A 22,476-nucleotide genomic window follows, 5' to 3' on the forward strand; every position below is an offset into this window, starting at 1 on the left:
TTATAAAAATCAAAAGATTTTCGAAAATATTAGAGGTGACGGTGGAATCGGGCAATGATTGCGCGCTAGGGGTTTTCCTTGAGCCCGTCATTCCTGGCGAAAAAAACCGTCAGCGCCACGAAAAATACTGTACAAAAACACAGTTCACCGTGCTACATTTCGCTCGCCCCAGAAACGTCGTCCAGGAGACTCCTGTGTCCGAAGCCGCCCATATCGCCCAGACTCACGTCATCCAATACATCGTCGTTCCCTACCGCGCCGCCGCCAATGGCGTGGCCCCCGGCGAGATCCGGCCCGCCAGCAGCGAGTTCGGCGCCATCCGCATCGCCAACGCCATGGCTGCCAAGTTCGCCGGCGTGGCCGCCTACGAGGTCATGATCGACAAGGAAACCGGCGACATGGAGTCGCCGCGCATCCTGGCGCAGATCGGCACGGTGCCGTCGCTGGACGACTGACCGCGCCGCCTTGGCCGCGCCCAATGCCAACGCCGCCGACGCCACATCGCGGCGCCGGCGGCGCATGGACCGCTGAACGTGTGCGCATCCCGCCGAAGTTGGGGTGAGCGGACTGAGAGTGGAGCTAGGGAGGTGGCCGCTTTTTTCGCGTCTGTGGCCGGGTAAGACGCCCAGTCCGCTCAATACAACCGCGGCGCTCCGGCAACGCGCATCCCGCGCGCGCCGCCGGAGCGCTGGCCGCCGCTTAGAAGCGGTGACGCACGCCCACCATGCCGACGGTGCTCTTCACGCCGTCGACGAAGGCGAAGTTCGTCGCATACGACGCCAGCGCGTACAGGTTGGTGCGCTTGGACAAGTTGTAGGTGTAGCCCAGGCTGTAGATGTTCATGGTCGCATCGTCGCCCGTCAACGAGGTGTTGTTGGCGTCGGCACGCTGCCACGACACCATCAGGTTGCCAGCGCCACCGAGCGGCGCCGACAGGCCGACCAGGTACGCATTCGACTTGAAGTCCTTGGCGATCGCATTGGTGCTCAGGCCCTTGGCGGCGGGGCTGCCACTGCCGAAGGCGTTGATCGATTGGCCGCCGAACCAGCCGTCACGCGTCTGGCCATAAGCCAGGCCAAGCTTGACCACTTCGAAGTCATACGAAGCGCCAATGATCCATTGTTTCGGCGTCTCGTCGGTGCCGAGCTGGTTGGCCGGGTTCAACTGGTCGTAGGTCAGCGCCACATTCAGGGGACCGTTGACATAGCGCAGGCCGGTGGTGATGCCACGCGTGTTGTCGGCGGTCTTGAAGCCGGTTTGCGCGGAGGTCGTGTCGGCCACGTTGAACGAGTAGCCCAAGCCGAACTGGAAGCCGCTGAACGACGGGGTCTGATACATGACCATGTTGTCGTAGCGGACCGTGTTGGCGGCGCTGAAGGCAGCGCCCACGTTGGCCTGGCCGTAGCTGGCGCTGAACGGATCGATCGGGGCGATGTACTTCGAAGCGATGTTGGTCTGGCGGCCGAAGTCCAGCTGGCCCCAGGCATTGCTCTTCAGGCCGACGGTGGCTTGGCGGCCAAACAGGCGGCCGCTCTGGCCCGACTGGCCGTTGGTCGAGTTGAAGCCGCTTTCCAGCGTGAACACCGCGCTCAGGCCATCGCCCAGGTCTTCGGCACCGCGCAGGCCCCAGCGCGAACCGCTGGACACGCCGTTGGACATGCCGACCTTCGATTCCTTGTAGCCATCGTTACCCTTGATGCGCTGGAAACCCACGCCGGTATCGATCAGGCCGTACAGAGTCACCGAGGTTTCAGCCTGCGCCACGCCGGACAGCGCGGCGAAGAGAGCGGTGACGAGCAGAGTTTTCTTCATTACAGATTCCCGTTGATTGACAAGACATGCATATGCGGAGCGGCACGCAGGCGGCGGCTTCCGCGCATGACCGGAACGGATTCTAGGGACGCTGTATGTCAGTCTTTTTGCGCGGCGCCGCAAAAGCCGCGCAATCCGCGCAATTCACGGGAATCGGACGGCATCGTGGCGCGCAGCCGACATCCGCCCTGGCCTCGCCCACGTGCCCAGGCCTGTCATTGCGATGTGCTATGAAAGTGCGCGCGGCTTGTCTGGCCCCGGCCGGCTGCGGCAAAATGTTCGTACCCTGCCTTCCCTCTCCTCCCCGCCATGACCGATTCGGTGACCCAGTTCGATCGTCATCGCCCCCGCCTGTATGCCATCGCCTACCGCATGCTCGGTGAAGTGGCCGAGGCCGAGGACGTGGTGCAGGATGCCTGGCTGCGCTGGCACGGCGCCGACCGCGCCCGCGTGGACAACGCCGAGGCGTGGCTGGTCACCACCACCACCCGCCTGGCCATCGACCGCCTGCGCCTGGCCAAGGCCGAGCGCGCACGCTACGTCGGCGTGTGGCTGCCCGAACCCATGCTGATGGCCGCCCCGGCCACGCCCGAGCAGATCCACGAACGGGCCGATGACGTATCGGTGGCGTTCCTGTTCATGCTGGAACGCCTGTCGCCGGACGCCCGCGCCGCCTTCCTGATGCGCGATGTCTTCGACGCCGACTACGAAGACATCGCGCGGACCCTGGACAAGCGTCCCGCCGCGGTCCGCCAGCTGGTGCACCGGGCCCGCTTGCAGTTGCGCCAGGGCGCCCCGCGCGAGGCCGTGCCGCGGGCCACGCTGCGGCGCCTGCTGCTGGCCTTCGCCGACGCCATGCAGCGCAGCGATTTCCATGGCCTGCACGCCCTGTTGAGCGATGACGCCGAACTCATCGGCGATGGCGGCGGCAAGGTCGGCAGCTTCGCCAGCCTGGTGGGTGGCAAACGGTTGGCGCAATTGTTCTATGCGGGCAAGCGCCGCTACCGCGATGCGCTGCGCATCGAGGTGGTCGAAGTGAATGGGCAATGGACGCTGCTGCGCTTCATCGACGGCCAGCTCGAATCCGTGCAGTCCTACGACACGGATGGTGAACGCCTGACGCGCGTCCTGGTGCAGCGCAATCCCGACAAACTGGCACGCATCGCCGCCACGCTGGCCCACGCCTGAGCGCCCGCCGCGTTGGTGCCTGGCGGGCAACATGGTGATCCCCTGCAGGGGACTACCGCCTGGCCGGCGGCACTTCTACGATGCGCCTGTCTCCATTGAATCGAGGACCGGCCATGTCAACGCCCGGAAAGATCGCCATCACCCTTGCCGCCGTCGGCGTGTCGCTGCTGGGCCCGCTGGCCCAGGCCGCCGCCCCCCATTCCCCGCATACCGGCGGCGCGGCCGATCCGGTCGTCACGGAACTCATGAGTAAGGCCTTGCCGGGCGTCCCCGGCAAGGAAGCGCTGATGATCACCGTCGACTACCCGCCCGGCGCCGCCGACCCCATCCACCGCCATGACGCCTCCGCCTTCGTCTACGTGCTCGAAGGCAGCATCGTCATGCAGGTCAAGGGCGGCAAGGCGGTCACCCTGACCGCCGGCCAGACCTACTACGAAGGGCCGGACGACATTCACACGGTGGGGCGCAACGCCAGCCAGACCCGGCCCGCCCGCTTCCTGGTGGTGCTGATCAAGAATCCCGGCGCGCCCGCGCTGGTTCCCATCCAGTAGGCAATACCCATGGCGGCCCCGCATGCCCCGGGGGCCGCCGATGCAGACCGCTTTTTTTCGGGGACGATGTCACAAAGCCGGCGGGCGCCGCGTCTTGGAGGGTAGGATCAACCCACTCGCCGAGCCGCCATCATGTCGATCTCCCCTCTCGCCTCGTCTTCTTCCCCCGCGTGCGCCGCGTCGGATTCGCTGGCCGACAGTTTCGCCACCAGCTATGCCGGCGTGGTCGCCTTCATCGCCGTCGCCGCCGAAGGCAATTTCGCCAAAGCCGGCGACCGCCTGGGTATCGGCCGTTCGGCCGTCAGCCGCAGCGTCCAGAAGCTGGAAGACCAACTGGGCACGCGCCTGTTCCTGCGCACCACCCGCAGCACCTCACTGACCGTCGAAGGCAAGCGCTTCTATGAACAGTGCCACCCCGGCGTGGAACACATCGTGCGGGCCCTGGACGACATGCGCGAGCTGCGCGAGGGGCCGCCCGCGGGCCAATTGCGGGTGTGCTCGACCGTGGGGTTCGGCCGCAAGGTGGTCGCGCCCCTGCTGCAGGCGTTCCGCGCCGCCCATCCGGGCATCTCGGTGGAACTGTTGCTGGACGACGGCCCCACCGACTTCACCACCGACCGCGTCGACATCTCGTTCCGCAATGGCCGCATGGAAGACAGCCAGGTGATCGCCCGCAAGGTGATTCCCATGCAGATGATGCTGTGCGCCTCGCCGGAGTATGCGGCACGCCACGGTCTGCCGGACAGCGTCGACGCCATCGGCCGCCACCGCTGCGTCAACTTCCGACTGGCCTCGGGCCGGGTCTACGAATGGGAATTCAAGGTCGACGGCCGCCTGCGCAAAGTGACCCCACCCGCGATGCTCACGTTCAACGACGCCGACCTGGTGTTGCAGGCGGTACTGGACGGCCACGGCCTGGCGCAGATCGCCGGCTACCAGGCCTGTGAACACCTGCGCGCCGGCACGCTGGTGGCCTGCCTGCCGCACCACGCGCCGGACGACCGCGGACATTACCTGTGCTTCCTGAGCCGGCAGCACCTGCCGACGCGCATGCGCGTCTTCATCGACTACATGACCGAACGCATCCGCGCGCTGGACCTGCAGATCATCGACAGCCTGTCGCCGCCTGCCACGTGACGCTCATTGCGTCAGCGCCACCACGCTTTCGATGCCGCCTTGCGTCATCTTGGCGTAGGGACACAGGCGCTCGGTGTCGCGCACCAGCGCCTGGTCGACGCCGGGCAGATGGATGTTGACGTCCGCGCTCAACGCGAACAGGCCATCGACCGGGTCGCGACCAAAGGCGAGCCCTTCGCTACGGTCGCGCGCCCGAGCGGCCGAACCAGGTATCGAAGTCGATCGCGCCCAGGCGCGCGCCGGCGGCTGGCACCAACGTCGCGTCATCGAGCGCCGCGCCGAAATAGCGCGCCTGCGCATCCGCCTGCACACTTCGCAGGTCGCCGATCCGGGCCATATAGCGCTGCGCCAGCTCGGCCAGGCGCACGCGCTCAGGCCCGGCGATTTCCACGATGCCATTGACCGGCGCGGCCAGCGTCGCATCGGCCATGGCCAACGCCACGTCGTCGGCAGCGATCGGCTGGACGTAGGCCGGCGACAGCCGCACCTGGTCGCCCTCGGTGCTCGACTGCACGATGCCGGCCAGGAACTCGAAGAATTGCGTGCTATGGACGATGGTGTAGGGAATGCCGGCCGCCTGGATCAGGGCCTCCTGCGCGATCTTGCCACGGAAATAGCCACTTTCGGACAGCCGCTGCGTGCCCACCACCGACAGCGCCACGTGGTGGCGCACACCGGCGCGCGCCTCGGCGGCCAGCAGATTGCGTCCCGACGTCTGGAAAAACGCCAATACGGCCTTGTCTTCGAACGATGGCGAGTTGGCCACGTCGACCACCGTGTCGACGCCGGCCAGCGCGGCGTCCAGGCCTTCGCCGGTAAGGGTGTTGACGCCCGTCGCGGGCGATGCGGCAATTGCGTCATGGCCGCGCTCGACAAGCCGCCTGACGAGTCTGGCGCCGATCAGGCCTGTGCCGCCGATTACCAGGATCTTCATGCTGTCTCCTCAGTTGAACTTGGCCTTGTCCAGGCCATAGGCTTTATCGGCCGAACCCGGCACGGTCCGGAAGCCCACGTTCAAGCGGTTCCAGCCATTGATCGCCATGATGGCGAAACTCAGGTCGGCAATCTCCTTCTCCGACAATTGCGTGCGCACGCGCTCGTACACCTCATCAGGCACGCCCTGCGCGCCCAGCGTGGTCAGGGCCTCGGTCCACGCCAGGCAGGCGCGTTCGCGCGGCGAGAATTCGGTCGACTCGCGCCAGATCGCGACGTGATGCAGGCGCAGTTCGCGCTCGCCGTGGATCTTGGCTTCTTTCACATGCATGTCCAGGCAGAAGCCGCAGCCGTTGATCTGCGAAGCCCTGATTTCGACCAGGGACAGGATTGACGGCTCGATCGCGCCGGATTTCACGAGCATGCCGAACTCGACGAATTTCTTGAACAGTTCGGGCGATTGGGCGAAAGCGTTCAGGCGTTGACTCATGGTGATTCCCTCGATGGACAGGTGCGTCCAGCCCGTACCGCGCCGGACGGCGCGCCTGCTGGAACAATGATGCCCAGATCGTAGGTCAGCCCGGCAGGCCGCGGTAGGTACGGCGCCGGGCACACGGTGTTGCCCTGGCGGCAACAATCAGCGCGTACCGGCGTGGGCGGAGGCCAGGAAAGCCGCGGCGCGGCGCCACAGTTCCGGCCACTGCGCTTGCCAGCAGCAATGGTGCGTCGCGTCCGGGACGCTGACGACCGGTGGCCGCGCGGCCTGGGGATAGCGGGCGGCATAGCCGCGCGCGAGCGCCGGCGGCACAACCGTATCGCGCGCGCCGGTGAAATGGTATTGCGCCACGCCCGCGAGCCGGTCCGTTTCCAGGGCGGGATCGAGCGATCCGGTCAATGGCGCCAGGTCATGCAAGCGCGCCCAGCCGGCCAGGTCGAGGTTACCGGCCACGGTCACCAGCCCGATCACGTCATGACGGCGAGCGGCGGCCAGGGCCGCAATCGCCGCCCCGCCCGAGTACCCGACGAGCACCAGATCGCGCGGCCCCAGCCGGCGTTGCAAGGCATCCAGCGCCGCATTGGTAGCGGCCACCACTTCCGGCGAGAAACGCCGCGCGGTCCAATACGCGGCAGAACAGGGCGGGCGTTGCGCGCCCGTGTACTGGCAGGGACGCGCCAGATAGGCGGCCAGCCCGTCGGGCTGCGCCAAGGCCAGGCGCAACCCGACAGGCTCTGCCGGCGTCGGATCCCCTGACGCTTGGGATGGCGTCAGCCACGCCAGGCCATCGCCTTCGATGTACACGGTCAGCCATCCCGGCTGCGCTGGCCGCGCCGCCGGCACATACGCGCGCAGCGCAAAACCGGCCGCGGGCAAGGTCAACGCGGTCCAACCGCGCGACGCGGCCACTGCGTCGGCGTGCGCGACGCGCGCATCCCGCGTCGGGGGCACACTACAGCCGGCGGCCAGCGCCAGCAGCGCCGCCAACGCGGCCCGCCAGGCCAGGCCGCCAGGACGACGGCGCGCGCCCTTAGAACAGCCAGCGGACACGCAGCGAAGCCGTCTGGCCGAAGAAGCCATCGCGACGTGTGGCGTCATAGCGGCCCGAGATCTCCGTGCCATTCTGCGTGGTGTACGCCAGGCCCGCCCCAGCGCGCAACAGCCAGGGAGACTGGCTGGTGCCGTAGGTCACGAAGGCCGCGTCGGCCGCGCCGGCGAAAGCGGCCGTGATGCGGGCATCGCGGTTGTAGAGGTCATAGCCGGCGCCCAGATTGGCCGTGGCGGTGAAGCGGTCCGTCAGCGCGTGCGTGAACTTGCCGTCCAGCCCGAGCACCAACGCATCCGTGCTGCGGGACTTGACCTGCAGGTTCAGGCCGCCCGCGCCCTGCTCGCGATAAGCGTCATCCTTGATCCAGGTGTAGTCCAGGCGCAACGACGGCGCGAAGACACTGCGTTCACTCAGCGCGTAGCGCCGGTCCACGCCAATCCCGGCATGCACGGTCTTGCTGTCATAGCGCGATTGCGCGCTCAGGCCGGCAAGGTCGATCTGTCGCTGGCCCTTGTTGCGCATCCGGCCGCCATCGAACTGGTAGAACAGGTCGGACCGGCTGTCCAGCGCCTGCGAGCCATAGGCAATCAGTTGATAGCTGTCGATGTCGGACTTCTGCCGCGGACCGCTCGGGTTGCTCGACACGTCGGTGTGCGAATAGGCAAAGGCCAGGCCCAGGTCGGTACCGGGCCTCAAGCTGCCATCCAGGCCGATGACCAGGCCGCCGGTATCGGCGCTGTAGCCGGTCACGCCGTCCTGGTCCTGCTGACGCGAGTGCGTGCCAAAAGGCTTGATCCAGATATGACGGTCACTGAAAAAGCCGTCGCCCGAGGCCATGCCGCGACCGGCGTCGATGCGCGCCTGCACCACCGAATTGACGGTGGCCATCGTATTGTTGGCCAGCGACAGCCCGTTGCCCGTCAGTAGCGGCAGCGTCTGCTGCACGACGGCGTTGACTTCGCTGCTGTTACTGCTGTTGACGATCGTGTCCAGCGCGCGCTGCAGCTCGGGCGAGGAGGTTCCCTGGGCCAGCAGCGCGTCGAAGACCGCGGCGGCGCCGCGAGCGCCGGGCGCCTGCGAGCCCACCGCACCCTGGATGCTGCGCATGCCAGTATCGCGCGCGGCCAGGTCCACGCCATTGGCGCCGAACACGGCCGAGAAGGCGTAGCGCAACGAATTGTCGGTCACCGCCAGGCCATTGTTGGTGACGCCGCCCGTTGCCGTGACCACATTGGCCAGGGTATCGCCGCCATAGCTCGACTTGACGTCCACATCAATCGTGCCGCCCAGCGTGGCGCTGCCACCCACCGCCAGCTTGCTGTAGTCGCTGGCGCTGGCGGCCGCGATGCGCAAGGTGCCGCCGCCGGCCTGGGTGAAATCGCCGCCGACGCGGCCTGCGAGCGCGGTACCGGTGTAGCGCGGATTGGCCAGGTCGGCGCCCTGCTTGAGCAGGATGACGCCGGCGTTCGCCAGGCGGGTCCGGTCGCCCAGCGACAAGCCGCCGGACAGCACGCCACCGGCCTGGTTGTCGACGCGGAAACTGACGCCATCGGCCACGCGCACGGCATCGCCCGCGCTGGCGATGGTGCCGCTGTTGGCCAGCGAGCCCCCCGCCGCCGCGGCCGTGACATAAACCCCGGCGCCGGTCGCATCGCTGACCGTCATGGTGCCCTGGTTGGTCAGGTTGACCTGGCCGCCGCTCGAGCTGGCCTGAATGCCATAGCGGGCATTGATGCGGCCCGCATTCAAGACCGAGACATTGCCCAGGTCGGTGGCGGCGTTGATCCCCGCGTCCGCCGTGGCGTTGAGCACGCCGCTGGCGGTATTGGTGGCGGTGACCGCGCCATTGCCGTCGGTGTAGACGCGGATGGCCGAGAATCCGGGTCCGGTCTGCGGCTGGCCAGCCTGGCGATTGGCGGTGATCGTGCCGCTGTTGTAGACCAGGGTATCGGCGCCGGTGCCGGCGGCCACCACCGCATCATAGTGATCGGCGATCACCGTGCCGCTGTTGACGATTTCCGCGCCGCCATTGCTCGACCATGCGACCAGCCCCTGGAGGGTCGTCGAGCGCACGCTGCCCGCGTTTTCGATCCGCGACGTGCCCGCGTAATTGATCGCGCGCGCGGCGGCCTGGTAGGCCTGCACCGTGCCCAGGTTGCGGATCAGGACCGTGCCCGGCCGGGCGACGTTGCCGCCGTCGGCATACAGGCCGCGCGCCTGGGTGGAAGTCACGGCGCCGCGATTGATCAGGGTAACGGTGCCATTGTTGGAGGTGGCGGAAATGCCATAGGTATCGCTGCCGGTGGCGACCACGGTCGCCGCGCTGTCGATATAGATATCGTTGCGAAATGCCGTGTCCGCGCTTTCCGAGCGGATCCAGAGCGCGCCGAACGGTCCGGCCGAGCGCAACGTGACGCCCGTGCCGATAGTGACGTTCACGCTCCAGTCATTCGCGCTCGAATTCAGGAATACGGCGGGATAGTCGTTGCGCTCGAGCGTGGTGTTGCCGCTGATGGTCAGGTTCTGCACGAACGGCCCCGTCGAAACGGACGGATCGTTGCGCAGGGACACGGACGAGGCGGTGACATCCTTGACCACCAGCGACGAAGTGCCGGCGCCGCCGCGAAGTTCGATCTCGGTGGGACCGCATTGCAGCGCGACGACGCTGCCGGTCGCGCTACAGCCATCCAGCGGCGCGGGCGCGGCGAAAAGCGGGGCCGAGCCCGCGACGAGCAGCGCCGGCAACAGCGCATAGGAAAAGGGCAGATCTTTGGGCAGGCGCATCGCAATTTTTCAGATTTTGTAACAAAACGCTATTTAAAGATACCTCGGTCGATATCGTCAATCGATTAGTCGTTTTCTTGATCTTGGTATAGGAAGCCTGCCAAGCCGCCTGAGCCTGCTTTGTCCAGTGCCTCAATCTGAATCCGCGCCGCTCTCCACCCGCCAGGGCCTATAACAACAACTGAATAGCCGGCAGGCTGGCATCCGCGTTAAGCAGGACGACCTTTTTCATGCGCAGCTTGAATGCGCCCGGCGTGCCTTCAATGGTGTGATGGGCGGTTGCGGCCAGCATGCGTTGCGCATCACCTTGCGTCTCCACATACAGGAAGGGGGTGCGCGTCTGGTGCAAGGTAGAGCCGGGCTCGGCTTGAACCCACTGCGGCGCCTGCAGGATGCGTAGCCCGCGCACCGCCGGATGCAGCGAGTGTGCACGGGGATTGCCATACCGCTGCATGCGTAGCCGCAACAGCAGCAGATCTTCGTAGAGCAAGGATGGCGCCTCGTCCCCCAGGGGCTGGTCCGGCGACAGCGGCATCCAATACAAGCCCCCCTCCGCGTACAAAGACAGCCACTCGTCGTAGCGCTGCGTGTCCAGCAGCATGGCCTCGTGGTAGACGAATGCGCCCAGGGCTGCCTGTAGCGTCATGGTATCCAGGTCGATCCGATCCGTTGTCACGCCGTGTCTCCCATCAGGTTCAGCCAGCCACGGTGCTGGTTGCGTATGACCCACTCGTTATTGCCGCTCTCAATTGAACTGGCGCCGGCATGAAGTTCGCCTTCCCGATAGCCTCGGTGCAGGCTCAACCATTCATTACCGTCACAGGCCAGGCCACGTTGCTGGCTTTCGAACAGATGCACGTCATCATGCGCGACAACCGACATGGGCGAGAACACCAACCTGGCGTACGAAGCGGCGCGCTGGCGCAGGCGGGCCGGCGCGTTCTTGGGCGCGAAAGCCCAGGTTTCGATCAGGGTCTCATTGACCGCCAGCGGACGCAGCACGCGGAGGATCATGGGCGACGCCTTGGCTGCCAGGCTGGGATAAAGCACCGTGTTTTGCGGGGAAAACGCCAGGATCTGTTGCGCCCCCTCTTTGCCATGGCGCGCTTCCAGTTCGGCTTGATAGTCGGGCAGCGGGGCGTAGCCAGTATGGATGCTGAACTTCGTGCCCAGGATGCTGTGCCCGTGCGGCAGCACCCGCGCGCCCATCTCCGAATAAAAGCTGTAGCCCGCGCCGAAGGGAAGCAATTGCTCCATGGCCAAGACGGTGTCGCCGCCTTCGGGCAGGTCTTGCGCCACGTGCTTCGCGGCGCTGGCGGCCGATTCGTGCGTCGAGATGGGATGCACGGTGTCGTTGACGTTTTCCAGGTAGAGCTTCCAGTTGCAGCCGATGCGGTTGCGCAAGGGCGCGCCCAGCACGCACAGTTCGCCGTCCGGCGCGCGCGCCACCATGTTGTCGAGCGTGGCAAGGGCTTCCCCGAAATAGGACTCGAAGTCCGGGCCGTCGTGGCTGATCCGAGCAAACACAAAGCCCTTGTAGTTCACGTAGGCGCCCGGCGATGCCAGGCCTTTTCCGGACGGGCAGGCAGACAGGTTCGTGCCCTCGTAGTCGTTCTTCAAGGGGATGGACAGCAGGCTGCCATCCAGGCGATAGGACCAGGCGTGATAAGGGCAACGCAATACCTTGCCGCAATTGCCCGCGCGCTCGTGCACCAACTGGCTGCCCTTGTGCGCGCACCGGTTCATCAGCACCACCACCTCGTTCGCGCTGCCGCGCAGCATGATCATCGACTGCCCGGCAATGTCGGTGGTAGTGTAGTCGCCCACGGCGGGCGTCTGGCTCTCATGCCCCACGTACACCCAGGCGCGCGTCCACAACCGGGCCTGCTCGGCGCGATACACATCGGGGTCGGTGTACAAGTCCCGGTGCACCTGGTCTGGCCCGACCAGATGTTCGAACCCCTGCTGAAAAGAACCGTCCTTCATAGCGTCTCCTGAGCATTCATGGTTTGGCGTCAAGCCGCCGCTTGCGCCAGGTTCGGCGCGGGCGTATCGCCAACGGATATAGGCGTCCAGGCGCGGCTGGCGGAATCCGGGGGCACGGCCGCGATCAGCGCGCGGGTGTAGGGATGCCGGGGCCGTTCAAAGACCTCATCGACGGGGCCTTGTTCCACGACGTTGCCCTGGTGCAGCACCAGCACACGCGTGCACAGATAGCGGACGACGGCCAGGTCGTGCGACACGAACACCAGGGCGATGCCCAGTTCCTGCTTCAACCGCAGCAACAGGTTCAGGATCAGCGCCTGTACCGACACATCCAGACCTGAGACGATTTCGTCGGCCACGATCAGACGCGGCGTCACGCATAGCGCGCGGGCGATGTTGACGCGCTGCTTCTGTCCGCCGGATAGCTGCGAGGGCAAGCGGTCCACGGCCTCCGGCGGCAGGCCGACCGACGCCAACAGGCGCAGCGCCGCCTCCAGGCGCGCCGAACGCCCCGTGCCGGCGCCTGCGTCGGCGGGCGCAGCTTCCAAGATCTGGGTTACCAGCGAACCCACGGTGCGCCGCGGATTCAGGGCGGAATCGGGGTTCTGAAATACCAATTGCACGTCATGCGGGTTCGCCAGCGGCGCGCGGCCAGTGGCCGGCCGCAACGGCTTTGCGGAAGGCGTGTTGGCGGGAGGCCCGGATGTGCCATACACAATGCGGCCCGCGCTTGCCGGGACCATTCCGGCGATAAGGCGGGCAAGGCTGGTCTTGCCGCTGCCGCTTTCACCGACGATACCCAGAAACTCCCCTTGCGCGACGGACAGCGACAAGGGCTGCAGGATCTGCAGTTGGGGCCTGGCCTTGAACAGGCGCGCGCGCCCGGGATAGCTGAGCGCAACGTCGCTGAGCGTCACGACCGGTTCCGCGCGTGAAGACGGCATGGCGCGCATCGCCAGGAACGTGGCTCCGCCGTCGTCTGCCGGAGCGCGCAAGGGCGGAATGGACGGCAGGCAACGCGCGGCGCGCTCGCCGCCACGGTCGAGCAACGCGATATCGCGCTGGCCGCAAACGTCTTGACGCGACGGGCAGCGAGACGCAAACCGGCATCCGCGTAGCGTCGCGAAGTCACGCAAGCCGGGCATGAAGTCGGGCAAGGTGCGCAGGGCCTGCGTCGGTGCCGTCATGCCTGGCGCGGATTCCTTCAGGCTGCGCGTGTAGGGATGCAGGGGCTCGTCCAGCACCTGGCGCGCCGAACCGAATTCCACCACTTCGCCGGCGTACAGGACGGCGATCGAATCGCAGACGTGCGCGGCCAAGCGCAGATCATGGGTCACCAACACCACCGACGTCTTGTGGCGCCGCTGTTGTTCCGCCAGCACCCGCATGATCTGCGCCTGGGTGATGACGTCCAGCGCGGTGGTGGGTTCGTCGGCAAAGATCAGTGCCGGGTCGCCGCAGAACGCCATGGCGATCAGAATGCGCTGGCACTGTCCGCCCGACATCTGGTGCGGATACCGCGCCAGCATGCCGGCCGCGTCGGCCAAGCCGACCTCGTGCAGGCGCTCCCTGGCATAAGACTCGTGCCGCGCCGCCGGGATGCCCACATGGCGCAGGTGTTCGAACAGTTGCTGGCGTATCGTCAGCGCGGGGTTGAGGCCGGACAGCGGCTCTTGCGGAATGAACGCAATCTGCCTCCCCAACATGGCGCGGTGCTGCGCGGCGGACAGCAGGGTCAAATCGACGCCACGAAAATATATCGCGCCCTGCGTGATCGTGAACCCGGGAGGCAGGTTGCCCGCCACCATGCGGCCAACCATGCTTTTTCCCGCGCCCGATTCGCCGACCAGGCCCAGCATGCGCCCCTCGGGAACCTCCAGGTCTATGCCGCGCAAAACGGCGGCGGGCAGGCGCTTGCCGCCCACGTCGACGGTTACGGTAAGCGTCAGGTTCTGCAAGCTCAACAGCGACATGGCCCTAGTTCCTTCCACGCTTGCGCGGATCCAGCATCTGGCGCATGCCGTCGCTGAGCAAATTGAATCCGAACACCGTCAACACAATGCCGGTCACCGGCGCGATCAGGGTCCAGATGGCTTCCTGCATGGTGCTGCGGGCGTCGGCGATCATGACACCCCAGGCAACAACATCAGCGGGCACCGACAGCCCGACAAAGCTGAGGATGGCCTCGACAATGATGGCGATGCCGATCTGCAGGCTGAACAAGGTGAGGATCAGCGGCACCAGGCCCGGCAGCATCTCGCGCACCATCACCCGCAGGTGGCCAAAGCCCATCAGCCGCGCCGCCGTCACATAGTCGTTGCGGCGGATCTTCAAAGCCTCGGCCCGCACCACCCGGCAGAACCGCGTCCAGTCCACCAGCACGATGGCAAGAATCACGTTACCCACGCCGGTGCCCAGTCCCACCATCAGGATCAGCGACAGCACCACCGGCGGAAACGACATCCACAGGTCCACCAGATAGCCGATGGCCTTGTCCACGCGGCCGCCGAAATAGGCCGCCACCAGGGCCAGGGTGCAGCCGACCAGCATCGCGCCCGTGGCGGCGCAAAGGCCCACCCACAAGGCCACGCGCGTGCCGAAGATCAGGCGCGACAGCACACAGCGGCCCAGGCTGTCGGTACCCAGCGGGTATTGCGACAACCCGTCCGCCGCCCAGGCCGGCGGCAACAAGGGAGATAGCAGGTCCTGCGCCAGCGGATCGTTCGGCGCAATGACGGGCGCAAACAGCGCCACCGCCAGCAGCGCCAGCACAATCGCCCCGCCCAGCGCCGCCTTGGGCGATGCGCGCAGCGCAGCCCACCAGCCAGACAGACGGACGGCAACCGGGACCGCGTGAAAATTCAGCGTCGTCATCAGAGGTCTCTCAGGCGTGGGTCGATCACGGCATACAGGCAGTCAACGCTGGCATTGATCAGCAGGATCACCGCGCAAAAGACCAGCGAAATGCCCTGGATCAACGGCAGGTCATGGTTGCGCACCGCCTGCACCATCATGTTGCCCAGGCCGGGGAAAGAGAAGATCATCTCGATCAGCAAGGTGCCGCCAAACAGAAAACCGAACTGCACGCCGATCAGCGTCAGCGTGGGCAAGAACGCGTTGCGCAGCATGTGGCGCAGAATCACGCGCCGTTCGGGCTGACCGCGCAGCCGCGCAACGGTTACGTATTGTTCGTGGCTGGCTTCCAGCAGGCTGGCGCGCAGCACCCGCACGATCAAGGGGCTGAACCCCAGCGCTAACGCCAGGGCCGGCAACACCAGGTGCGATGCCGCGTCGCCCCATGCCGCCCAGCGACCCTGCAACAGGAAGTCCAGCAGCACGAAGCCGGTTGGCCCCGACATGGCCACGTCCGAACTGAACCTGCCCGAGAACGGCAGAATGGGCCAATGCACGCCGAAGCCCAGCATCAGGAATATTCCCCACAGGAACCCGGGAATGGAGATCAGCAGCACCAGTCCCGTGTCGGCGATCAGTTCGCCGCGGCGGTCGTGCAGCACGTACAGCAGCAAGCCGCCCGGAACGCTGATGGCAAGCGCCATGATGAGCGCGACGATCGATAGCTCCAACGTGGCCGGCAAGGTGGTTGCGATCAGTTGCGTGACCGGCACGCCGGAGCTGATGGAACGCCCCAGGTCGCCGTGCAGCACCTGCCCCAGCCAGATGCCGTATTGCACGATCAGGGACCGGTCCAGCCCCATCGTGTGCCGCAAGGCCTCGACTTCAGCGCTGGTTGCGCTGGGCGGCAGCATCATGCCCAAGGGGTCCGCGGGCAACAAGCGCAACACCACGAAGACCACTACGGACAGCGCCAGCATGGTGGGCACCGCCACCGCCAGCCGCCGCACAAAATGGGATACCAGCGCAGCCCACATCAGCGGCTCCAGCGATAGGTCGCGGGCAGGATGTAGCCGGTTTGATAGACCTGCATGTCCACGGATTTCTTGGACGCCACCGTGGCCACGGATTGCAACAGCGGCAGGCTCCAGGCGTGTTCGGTGGCCAGGCGCGCCAGGTCGCGGTAGCCCTGGATGCGCTTGTCTGGGTCGGCCTGGGCCGCCAGCGCGTCGATGGTCTTGGCCAGTTCCGGTTCTTTCCAGGTGGAAAAGCGCAGGCGCGGGTCCAGGATCTTGCCGGCGAATATTTCGGGGTCGCCGGTGGCGTTGGCCCAGCTGTACAGCATTACGCCGGGCACCTTCGATGAATGGCTCAGTTCCAGGTACTTCGCCAGCGTGATCTCTTGCAAATCGGCCTGCACCCCGATCTGCGACCACATCTGCACAATGGCGCGCGCCATTTCGTAGTCGCTGGGAAAGGTGTTGTTGGTCGACAGGAATTGGATCTTCAGCGGTTTGTCCGGTCCGTATCCCGCGCGAGCCAGCTCGGCCTGCGCCGCAGCCTTGTCAAACGCATAGTTGAAGCCGGCCACATCGCCCGGCGACCCGGGCGTGGCCAACACGGAAAGCGGCTTGGCCACGTTGGCATAGAACGCCTTGGAAATGGCCTGCTTGTTGATGGCCAGGTGCAAGGCGCGGCGCACGTGCTCATTCTGGAATGCCGGCACATAGCTGGGAATCTGCAGGATGAAGATCTCGCTGTACGGATAGACCTCGGCCTTGAGCGCGGGGCTTTTGTTCAGGCGGTTCACTTCGCGCAGCGGAATCTGCACCGCGACGTCGGCCCGGCCCGATTCCAGCATCGCCACGCGCGCCGACGAATCCGGCACGAACTCGAACACGACGCGCTTGATGGCGGGTTTTGGCCCCCAGTATTTGTCATACGCCTCCAGCACCACGCGAGACCCGCGTTCATAGCGCACGACCTTGTACGGACCGGCGCCAATGGGCGCGGCCTGGAAGCCGTCTTCGCCCACTTTTTCGAAGTAGGCGTGGGGCAGGATGTACGAGGTAAGAAAACCCAGATAGTTCGGCGCCGTCGGGGTCGGCGTGGAAAAAACCATCGTGGCTTCGGTGGGGCTGCTGACTTGAATGTCTTGCAGCGCGCCGAAGAAGCCGTTGATGGCCAGGCGCTTGTCCTGCTTGGGGCGGTCCAGGAAACTGAACTTGAAATCGTCGGTCGTCAGCTTGGAGCCATCGTGGAACGTCACGTCGTCGCGCAGCACGATGCCCAGCCGCATATTCTTGTCGTCCAGCCAGCGCCAGCTTTTGATCAGCGCCGGTTGCAGCTTCAGATCCCCGTCTATGAACAGCGCGGAATCGAATACCGCCTTGTACAGCGACTGCCCCGCCGGGAACGTGACGGCGGTGGGATCCCATGACGGCACATCCACCGGATACGCGATTTTCAGTTCTTCCGGCGGCGCCGCTGGCTTGTCCGACTGCGCCCACGCGGAGGACGCCATAAGCCCGCTGCACACCATTGCCAGACAGGCCACCAGGGCTCTGCCAAACCACCTTACCCACCCTGCGTCAATCATGAACGGCCTCCGATATCGGAATCGTTGCAAAGGCGCCCGGCACTGCCGCGCGAACAGTATACTGTTGTGGATTTAAGCACTATTAGTTGAACTTTAAACTAATTATTTACCCTAATATCAGTGGTTTACTAATCGCTTAAACAATATATTGTTAAGGGATAACCCCGCCCTGAGAGCCGCTACACCCGCCTCCACGCCCCGCCGGCCCGGCTATGGAACAGATCAAATGGGACAACTGCAAGAACGCTTGGTATGGGACGCCGATGCAGGCGCCATCCTGGATGCCGACCGCCGCTACGTCATGCTGCGCGCCGACGTACTGATGGGGCTGTTCGCCGCCCTGCCCCCCGCGCAACGCGACGCCGCACTTGGCAGCCTGCAGGCATCGGTGCGCAGCCACGGCGGCGCATCCGCGCGGGCCTATCAGACGCAAGGCGCGCCCGACCGCGCGCAGTTTCTGCAAGTGATGGCGCAGGCCGCCGCCGACCTGGGCTGGGGAGTCTGGCGCTTCCAGACGGCCGGCGCGGACGCGCTGGCGCTAGAGGTGGACAACAGCCCGTTCGCGATGGCAATCACCGGGTCCGACCGCCCGGTCTGCCATGCGATTACAGGTATGCTGGAGGCCGTCAGCGCATTGGTCGCCGGCAAAGCAAGCACGTTTCGCGAGACCCGGTGCGCCAGCATGGGCGCGCCTTGTTGCACGTTCCAGGCGCAAAACGATTAAGGCCGACAGGCAGTGATGAAGGCAAAAAACAGAACCAGAGACACGGCGCGCAAGCCGAACCTGCGCGAACAGGTGTACGGCATCGTCCGAGAGCGCATACAGATGGGCCTGATCCGTCTGGAAGACCGGCTGGTGGATCACGACATTGCCGAAGAGCTCGAGGTGTCGCGCATGCCCGTGCGCGAAGCGCTGATGCAGCTCAAGAGCGAAGGCCTGCTGGAAGGCACGGCGCGCGGCTTCGTGCTGCGCCGGTTCACGCTGGGCGAGATGAACGAGATTTTCGAGATCCGCACGTTGCTTGAGCCCGCCGCGGCCGCCTCGGCCTCGGTGCACGCCGGCCCCAAGGGCCTGGCCGACATGAAGGCTGCCCTGGAATGCGCCGAAGACGCGCATGCCCGCACCGACATTGACGAATTCATGCGCAGCAACGCGCATTTCCGGTGGGCCTGGCTGACCATGGTGCCCAACCGCGAGCTGGCCGAGGTGATCTCACGCTACATCGATCACGTGCAGGTGGTGCGCCTGGTGACGATGGACGACAAGGAAATCCGCAGCATCATCCTTCAGGGCATGCGGGGCCTGTACGAAGCGTTTCTATCCGGCGACACCGAACTCGTGCGTATCCGCATGCTGGGCCACGCCCGCGCGGCGGCGGCCTGTTATTACAGCGCCTATCAAAAGATGCTGGAGCAGTCCGCCCAAGAGCAGGCCACGAACCGCGCCTAGCGTGTGCGCGGCCGTCGCCGCGCTATTCCAGCGCCACCGGCACCGGCTTGGCGCGGAGGACGGGAAGAGGCCAAAGAACACGCGCGAATTTGCGCTGCCTGGGCCCAAAAAAGTAAGTCGTTGATGCTATGGCGCGCCCGACAGGAATCGAATCTGTGCATGCGCCAATTAGAACCAAATAGCGCGACTTTTCCCAGAAGTTAGGCGTGTTTTAGCGGCGCCAAGTGGCACTAAATGGTGCCGATGGTCCCAAAAATGGACACACTCGGTCGTGCTCGAACGGCCACTCTGGCTAGGACCCGGCGGCCTTGCAATAACCATTCCAGTACGCGAAAGCCCGTCCCGCAGGGGCACTCCCCCTAGGAATCCGACACCATGACGATTACCCACCGATCGGGCAGGCTAACGCCTGGCCGCCATGAACCCCGCTTTGAATACCCGTCCACAGCTCGGGCTGCTCGCCAAGCAGCTCGCACCTGGTTCGAAGCGGCTCCCGATGCCAGCCCGGCCAGATTTCGCGATCTCAAGTTCATCGAGCACTGCAAAGGCAAGTTTGACACATCCCTTGAGCGCCGCATTCGGCAAGACGCCTTCAAGCAAGCATTTGCGGAAGCCATAGGACACATCGTCGTAGAGGAGGGCCGCCTGTTTGAAGCCCCTGCTTGAACGTCCGGTCAGCTTTCGGCTATCCGCCGACGCTCACCAGCGCTATGAGGCCGCCGCGGCCCAAGTCGGCATGCGCCTGTCGCAATACCTACGGTTTCGCTTGGAAGCCGAGGACAGTGTTTCGGATCAGGTAGCCCAATTGCGCCTAAGTCTGCTCGACGTGGGACTGCCAACCGAGGAGGCCAAGGGCACACTCTCCATCCATCTGGAAATCCTCCTACTGTTGCGCCGGCTTGCATCACCAGCCGACGTGCGTGCCGTTCGTCATGAACTCGAACGCCAGCAAATAGAGCCTTGGTCCACCTCACGCGCCACTTGAGCGCTAAAGCTTTCGAGACGCGGCTCTTCTGCAGCCTGCTCGACTAAGACACCCACCCGCGCCATTCACCTGGCTGCTCCATCCCGTCATCGACGCGGGAGCCACGTCCTACCTCATCGGAGTTCATCCCATGCATGCCCGTCTTCTGGCGGCCGTCGTCTCGGTCGCCTGCGTTCTTTCGGCCTGCGGCTTCGTACCGCCCGCCGCGCCCACACCCGGCGATGGCCCCCGCATCGCAATCAACCACGGCGATCCGCGCAAGACAGATCAGCCGACTGCAACGGCGACGGCAACGGCAACCACGGCGACCGACCCAGCGCAGACCACTGCCCCGGTCGCCGTGGCCGCCATTCCGATTCCTGATGCGCCACCGGAGCCACCCGCCGTCGCCGCCCCTTCGGCTTCGCCGGCTCCGGAGCCCGAGGCCACGCCGCCCTCCAGTGAACCTATCCGGATTGCGAGCGCCACGCTCACCACGTCGGATGCACTTCCTGCGCTGCCGGCTACGGCCGACCCCGCCCCGCCGACTGATCTCCCACCCCCGCCCGAAGCCCCAACGGCGTTGCCGACGCCCGAAGCCGTGCCCGCGCCCGAACCCTTTATCCCCAAGCCCGTCTGGCTGATCCAACCAGAAGACGGCACGGTGCGCCAGGCCCTCGCGCGCTGGGCCACCAAGGCCGGCTGGACGTTCGGCCCGGATCAGTGGGAGCTGAACTTCGACCTGCCCATCCAAGCCCCGGCCCAGTTCGAAGCCGACTCGTTCGAAGACGCGATCCGCGCGCTCTCCGAGGCGATCGCCATGACCGATTCGCCCGTGCGGCCCTGCTTCTACGCCAACCACGTGCTGCGCATCATCCCCTTCACGCGCAGTTGCAACCGCGCTGCAGCGGCTACGCCCTCGCCCTGACCGCGCTCCACCAGGACCTTCCCTATGCCCCGTCTCCGTTTCTTGGCCCCGCTGCTGGCCTTCGCCGCGCTGGCCGGCTGCTCGGCACTGCAGGCCACCGACCGCCTTCACGATCGCGCCACCACCCAACGCGAGCGCAGCGATCTTGCGCTTCACGCCTTCAAAGACCAGGTCCGCGATCCGGCTCGCGCACGTGGGCAAGTGGTCGATCTGCCCTGGGTCGCGGGACGGCCCCAGCCACTCGCCCGCGACGTTACCCTGCCGCTGGCTCTGCGCGCCAACGTTAACACCACCCTGCTCTTTGAGAGCGGCGCCGCCGACCTCACCACGCTGGCCCAGCGCATCCAGTTGGCCACTGGCATCCTCACCCAGGTTGCCCCGGACGCCCTCCTGCCGCGCGAGTATTTCCTGCCGCGCCTTGGCAATGAACAGATGGCCGTCCAGGTGGCCACCAGTTCGGGCGCGGTCGCCAGCGCCGATACGCTGGTGCCCGCCCTGGTGCCCGAGGCCGGCGTAGACCGTGTCGCGGGCCCGGCGCTGCCCCAGGGGGTGGCCCGCACCAAGATGGAACCGCTGCCGGCCGGCCAGGCGCCGCTGTCAACCGTCCTCGACGCCATGGCCCTGCACCTGGGCATCTACTGGCGCTATGACGAAAAGGTCGGCGCTATCCGCTTTTACCGCACTGAGACCCGGACCTTCTATGTCAAGGCGCTCGAGCTGACGCCCGAGACGAGCCTGGAGCTGGGCCTGACGGGTCAAGGGGGTTCACTAAGCGCGAATGGTCAGTTCGCCTCGCAGAACCGATCCAAGTACACGACAGCTAGCCAAACCCTGCCTGCACAAGCAGTCATCACCAAGGTCAGCCAGTATCTGACGCGCGCCGGCGTGGTCAAGGCGGCAAACGGTGCAGCAAACAGTATTGTGATCACCGACACCAAGGATGCGCTTGATGCAGTGGGCCGGTTTCTCGACTCGGAGAACCGCATCATGTCGCGCAGCGTGCGCATGCTCTTCGAAGAGATCACGGTGCAGTTGGACCACACCAGCCAGGCTGCGGTGGACTGGCACCTGATTTACAACAGTCTTGGGCGTGCGAACGCGGCCGCAGGCGACGCTCCGGGCGCGCTGCTGGACTCCACCAAAGCCGCCGGCGCCCTGGGCGCGACAGTCGGTAACGGTCCCTTCGCCGGCACGAAATTCCTGCTGAGCGCCTTGAACGAAGTCGGCACTGTTGTGCGCCACACCAGCATCCCGCTCCTGGCCTCCAACCTTCGCCCGGCAACCTTCGCCATGCACCAAAACGTGCCGTACATCAAGGATCTGCAGCAAACGCAGAGCTACTCGGATGCTTCGGGGCCGACAGTGAGCGTCACGCAGGACGAGAAGACTGTGGGCACATTCCTGACCGTCGTGCCCAACGCCCAGGACGACGGCCGCGTGCAACTCACGCTCTCCTACGACGACAAGCGGCTGATCGGCGCGCTGCAGAAAGTGGAGTTCGGCTCGCCCGACTCCCCCTCTTTTGTGCAGCAGGCCAACATCGGCGGGCAAGGCGCCATTCTGCAGGTCGAACTCAGCCCCGGGCGGCCCTCAATCGTCGGCGGGTTCGAGCAGGCAGCAGGCAACAGCACGCGCCGGCGCCTGGACGAACGCGCCCCGATCGTCGCAGGCGGCTCTGACGCGGCGCAGGACAAGCAACAAGTCACGCTGCTGCTGATGACCGCCATCCCCGAAGAAGGATACTGAT

The 22,476-nt window shown here is 65.7% G+C and carries 21 protein-coding genes and 1 pseudogene; 10 read left to right on the forward strand and 12 right to left on the reverse strand.

Annotated features, from left to right (window positions below):
• Positions 1-194: 194 nt before the first annotated feature.
• Positions 195-455 (forward strand): hypothetical protein, encoded by a 261-nt coding sequence (locus tag K2W61_RS06095; RefSeq protein WP_175131891.1) that lies wholly within the window; start codon positions 195-197, stop codon positions 453-455.
• Positions 456-699: 244 nt separating this feature from the next.
• Here K2W61_RS06095 and K2W61_RS06100 read toward each other — a convergent pair whose 3' ends face one another.
• The gene (locus K2W61_RS06100) at positions 700-1,812 is read right to left on the reverse strand and encodes a porin (protein WP_175131892.1); all 1,113 of its coding nucleotides are present in this window, start codon (positions 1,810-1,812) and stop codon (positions 700-702) included.
• Between the two features lie 309 nt (positions 1,813-2,121).
• Between K2W61_RS06100 and K2W61_RS06105 the strand changes: the two genes are divergently transcribed.
• The 3 genes from K2W61_RS06105 (at position 2,122) to K2W61_RS06115 (ending at position 4,688) form a co-directional block, all read left to right on the forward strand.
• Entirely contained in the window at positions 2,122-3,000 is an 879-nt protein-coding gene (locus K2W61_RS06105) for an RNA polymerase sigma-70 factor (protein ID WP_175131893.1), read from the forward strand.
• Positions 3,001-3,113: 113 nt separating this feature from the next.
• Positions 3,114-3,551: a cupin domain-containing protein gene (locus tag K2W61_RS06110; RefSeq protein WP_236755199.1), complete on the forward strand. Its 438-nt coding sequence runs from the start codon at positions 3,114-3,116 to the stop codon at positions 3,549-3,551.
• Positions 3,552-3,683: 132 nt separating this feature from the next.
• Positions 3,684-4,688 (forward strand): LysR family transcriptional regulator, encoded by a 1,005-nt coding sequence (locus K2W61_RS06115; protein ID WP_175140207.1) that lies wholly within the window; start codon positions 3,684-3,686, stop codon positions 4,686-4,688.
• Between the two features lie 3 nt (positions 4,689-4,691).
• On the opposite strand, the pseudogene K2W61_RS06120 reads toward K2W61_RS06115, so the two are convergent.
• The 11 genes and pseudogenes from K2W61_RS06120 to K2W61_RS06170 all read right to left on the reverse strand — a co-directional run.
• Positions 4,692-4,859, reverse strand: a pseudogene (locus tag K2W61_RS06120) (peroxiredoxin); the annotation flags it as partial.
• A gap of 7 nt (positions 4,860-4,866) precedes the next feature.
• Positions 4,867-5,622 carry an SDR family oxidoreductase gene (locus K2W61_RS06125; protein WP_236755200.1) on the reverse strand — a complete coding sequence of 252 codons (756 nt, stop codon included), beginning with the start codon at positions 5,620-5,622 and terminating at the stop codon, positions 4,867-4,869.
• 9 nt (positions 5,623-5,631) lie between these two features.
• Positions 5,632-6,111: a carboxymuconolactone decarboxylase family protein gene (locus tag K2W61_RS06130; protein ID WP_175131896.1), complete on the reverse strand. Its 480-nt coding sequence runs from the start codon at positions 6,109-6,111 to the stop codon at positions 5,632-5,634.
• A gap of 147 nt (positions 6,112-6,258) precedes the next feature.
• Positions 6,259-7,104 carry an alpha/beta fold hydrolase gene (locus tag K2W61_RS06135; RefSeq protein WP_236755201.1) on the reverse strand — a complete coding sequence of 282 codons (846 nt, stop codon included), beginning with the start codon at positions 7,102-7,104 and terminating at the stop codon, positions 6,259-6,261.
• Between the two features lie 43 nt (positions 7,105-7,147).
• The gene (locus K2W61_RS06140; RefSeq protein ID WP_236755202.1) at positions 7,148-9,949 is read right to left on the reverse strand and encodes an autotransporter outer membrane beta-barrel domain-containing protein; all 2,802 of its coding nucleotides are present in this window, start codon (positions 9,947-9,949) and stop codon (positions 7,148-7,150) included.
• Positions 9,950-10,118: 169 nt separating this feature from the next.
• The gene (locus K2W61_RS06145) at positions 10,119-10,625 is read right to left on the reverse strand and encodes an aromatic-ring-hydroxylating dioxygenase subunit beta (RefSeq protein ID WP_236755203.1); all 507 of its coding nucleotides are present in this window, start codon (positions 10,623-10,625) and stop codon (positions 10,119-10,121) included.
• Positions 10,622-11,935 (reverse strand): aromatic ring-hydroxylating dioxygenase subunit alpha, encoded by a 1,314-nt coding sequence (locus K2W61_RS06150; RefSeq protein WP_236755204.1) that lies wholly within the window; start codon positions 11,933-11,935, stop codon positions 10,622-10,624. Before K2W61_RS06150 ends, K2W61_RS06145 begins: the two co-directional genes overlap by 4 nt.
• A gap of 29 nt (positions 11,936-11,964) precedes the next feature.
• Positions 11,965-13,908, reverse strand: coding sequence for an ABC transporter ATP-binding protein (locus K2W61_RS06155; protein ID WP_175131901.1), 1,944 nt, complete (start codon positions 13,906-13,908; stop codon positions 11,965-11,967).
• A gap of 4 nt (positions 13,909-13,912) precedes the next feature.
• A complete protein-coding gene (locus tag K2W61_RS06160) occupies positions 13,913-14,809 on the reverse strand; it encodes an ABC transporter permease (protein WP_236755205.1) in 897 nt (298 codons plus the stop codon).
• Positions 14,809-15,825 carry an ABC transporter permease gene (locus tag K2W61_RS06165; protein ID WP_175131903.1) on the reverse strand — a complete coding sequence of 339 codons (1,017 nt, stop codon included), beginning with the start codon at positions 15,823-15,825 and terminating at the stop codon, positions 14,809-14,811. The genes K2W61_RS06160 and K2W61_RS06165 overlap by 1 nt, the downstream gene beginning before the upstream one ends.
• Positions 15,825-17,312, reverse strand: a complete 1,488-nt coding sequence (locus K2W61_RS06170; protein WP_236755206.1) for an ABC transporter substrate-binding protein — start codon at positions 17,310-17,312, stop codon at positions 15,825-15,827. Before K2W61_RS06170 ends, K2W61_RS06165 begins: the two co-directional genes overlap by 1 nt.
• 301 nt (positions 17,313-17,613) lie before the next feature.
• Between K2W61_RS06170 and K2W61_RS06175 the strand changes: the two genes are divergently transcribed.
• The 6 genes from K2W61_RS06175 (at position 17,614) to K2W61_RS06200 (ending at position 22,475) form a co-directional block, all read left to right on the forward strand.
• Entirely contained in the window at positions 17,614-18,111 is a 498-nt protein-coding gene (locus tag K2W61_RS06175) for a V4R domain-containing protein (RefSeq protein ID WP_175131904.1), read from the forward strand.
• A 15-nt stretch (positions 18,112-18,126) separates the two neighbouring features.
• Positions 18,127-18,837: a GntR family transcriptional regulator gene (locus K2W61_RS06180; RefSeq protein WP_175131905.1), complete on the forward strand. Its 711-nt coding sequence runs from the start codon at positions 18,127-18,129 to the stop codon at positions 18,835-18,837.
• Between the two features lie 375 nt (positions 18,838-19,212).
• Positions 19,213-19,503 (forward strand): hypothetical protein, encoded by a 291-nt coding sequence (locus K2W61_RS06185; RefSeq protein ID WP_236755207.1) that lies wholly within the window; start codon positions 19,213-19,215, stop codon positions 19,501-19,503.
• Positions 19,487-19,822, forward strand: coding sequence for a hypothetical protein (locus K2W61_RS06190; protein WP_236755208.1), 336 nt, complete (start codon positions 19,487-19,489; stop codon positions 19,820-19,822). Before K2W61_RS06185 ends, K2W61_RS06190 begins: the two co-directional genes overlap by 17 nt.
• Before the next feature lie 130 nt (positions 19,823-19,952).
• Complete coding sequence (locus tag K2W61_RS27720) at positions 19,953-20,729, forward strand: toxin co-regulated pilus biosynthesis Q family protein (protein WP_272909262.1); 777 nt, start codon at positions 19,953-19,955, stop codon at positions 20,727-20,729.
• Positions 20,730-20,753: 24 nt separating this feature from the next.
• A complete protein-coding gene (locus K2W61_RS06200) occupies positions 20,754-22,475 on the forward strand; it encodes a type II secretion system protein GspD (protein WP_236755210.1) in 1,722 nt (573 codons plus the stop codon).
• Position 22,476: the final 1 nt, after the last annotated feature.

The sequence above is a fragment of the Achromobacter pulmonis genome, from assembly GCF_021733725.1.
Lineage (GTDB): Bacteria > Pseudomonadota > Gammaproteobacteria > Burkholderiales > Burkholderiaceae_B > Achromobacter > Achromobacter pulmonis.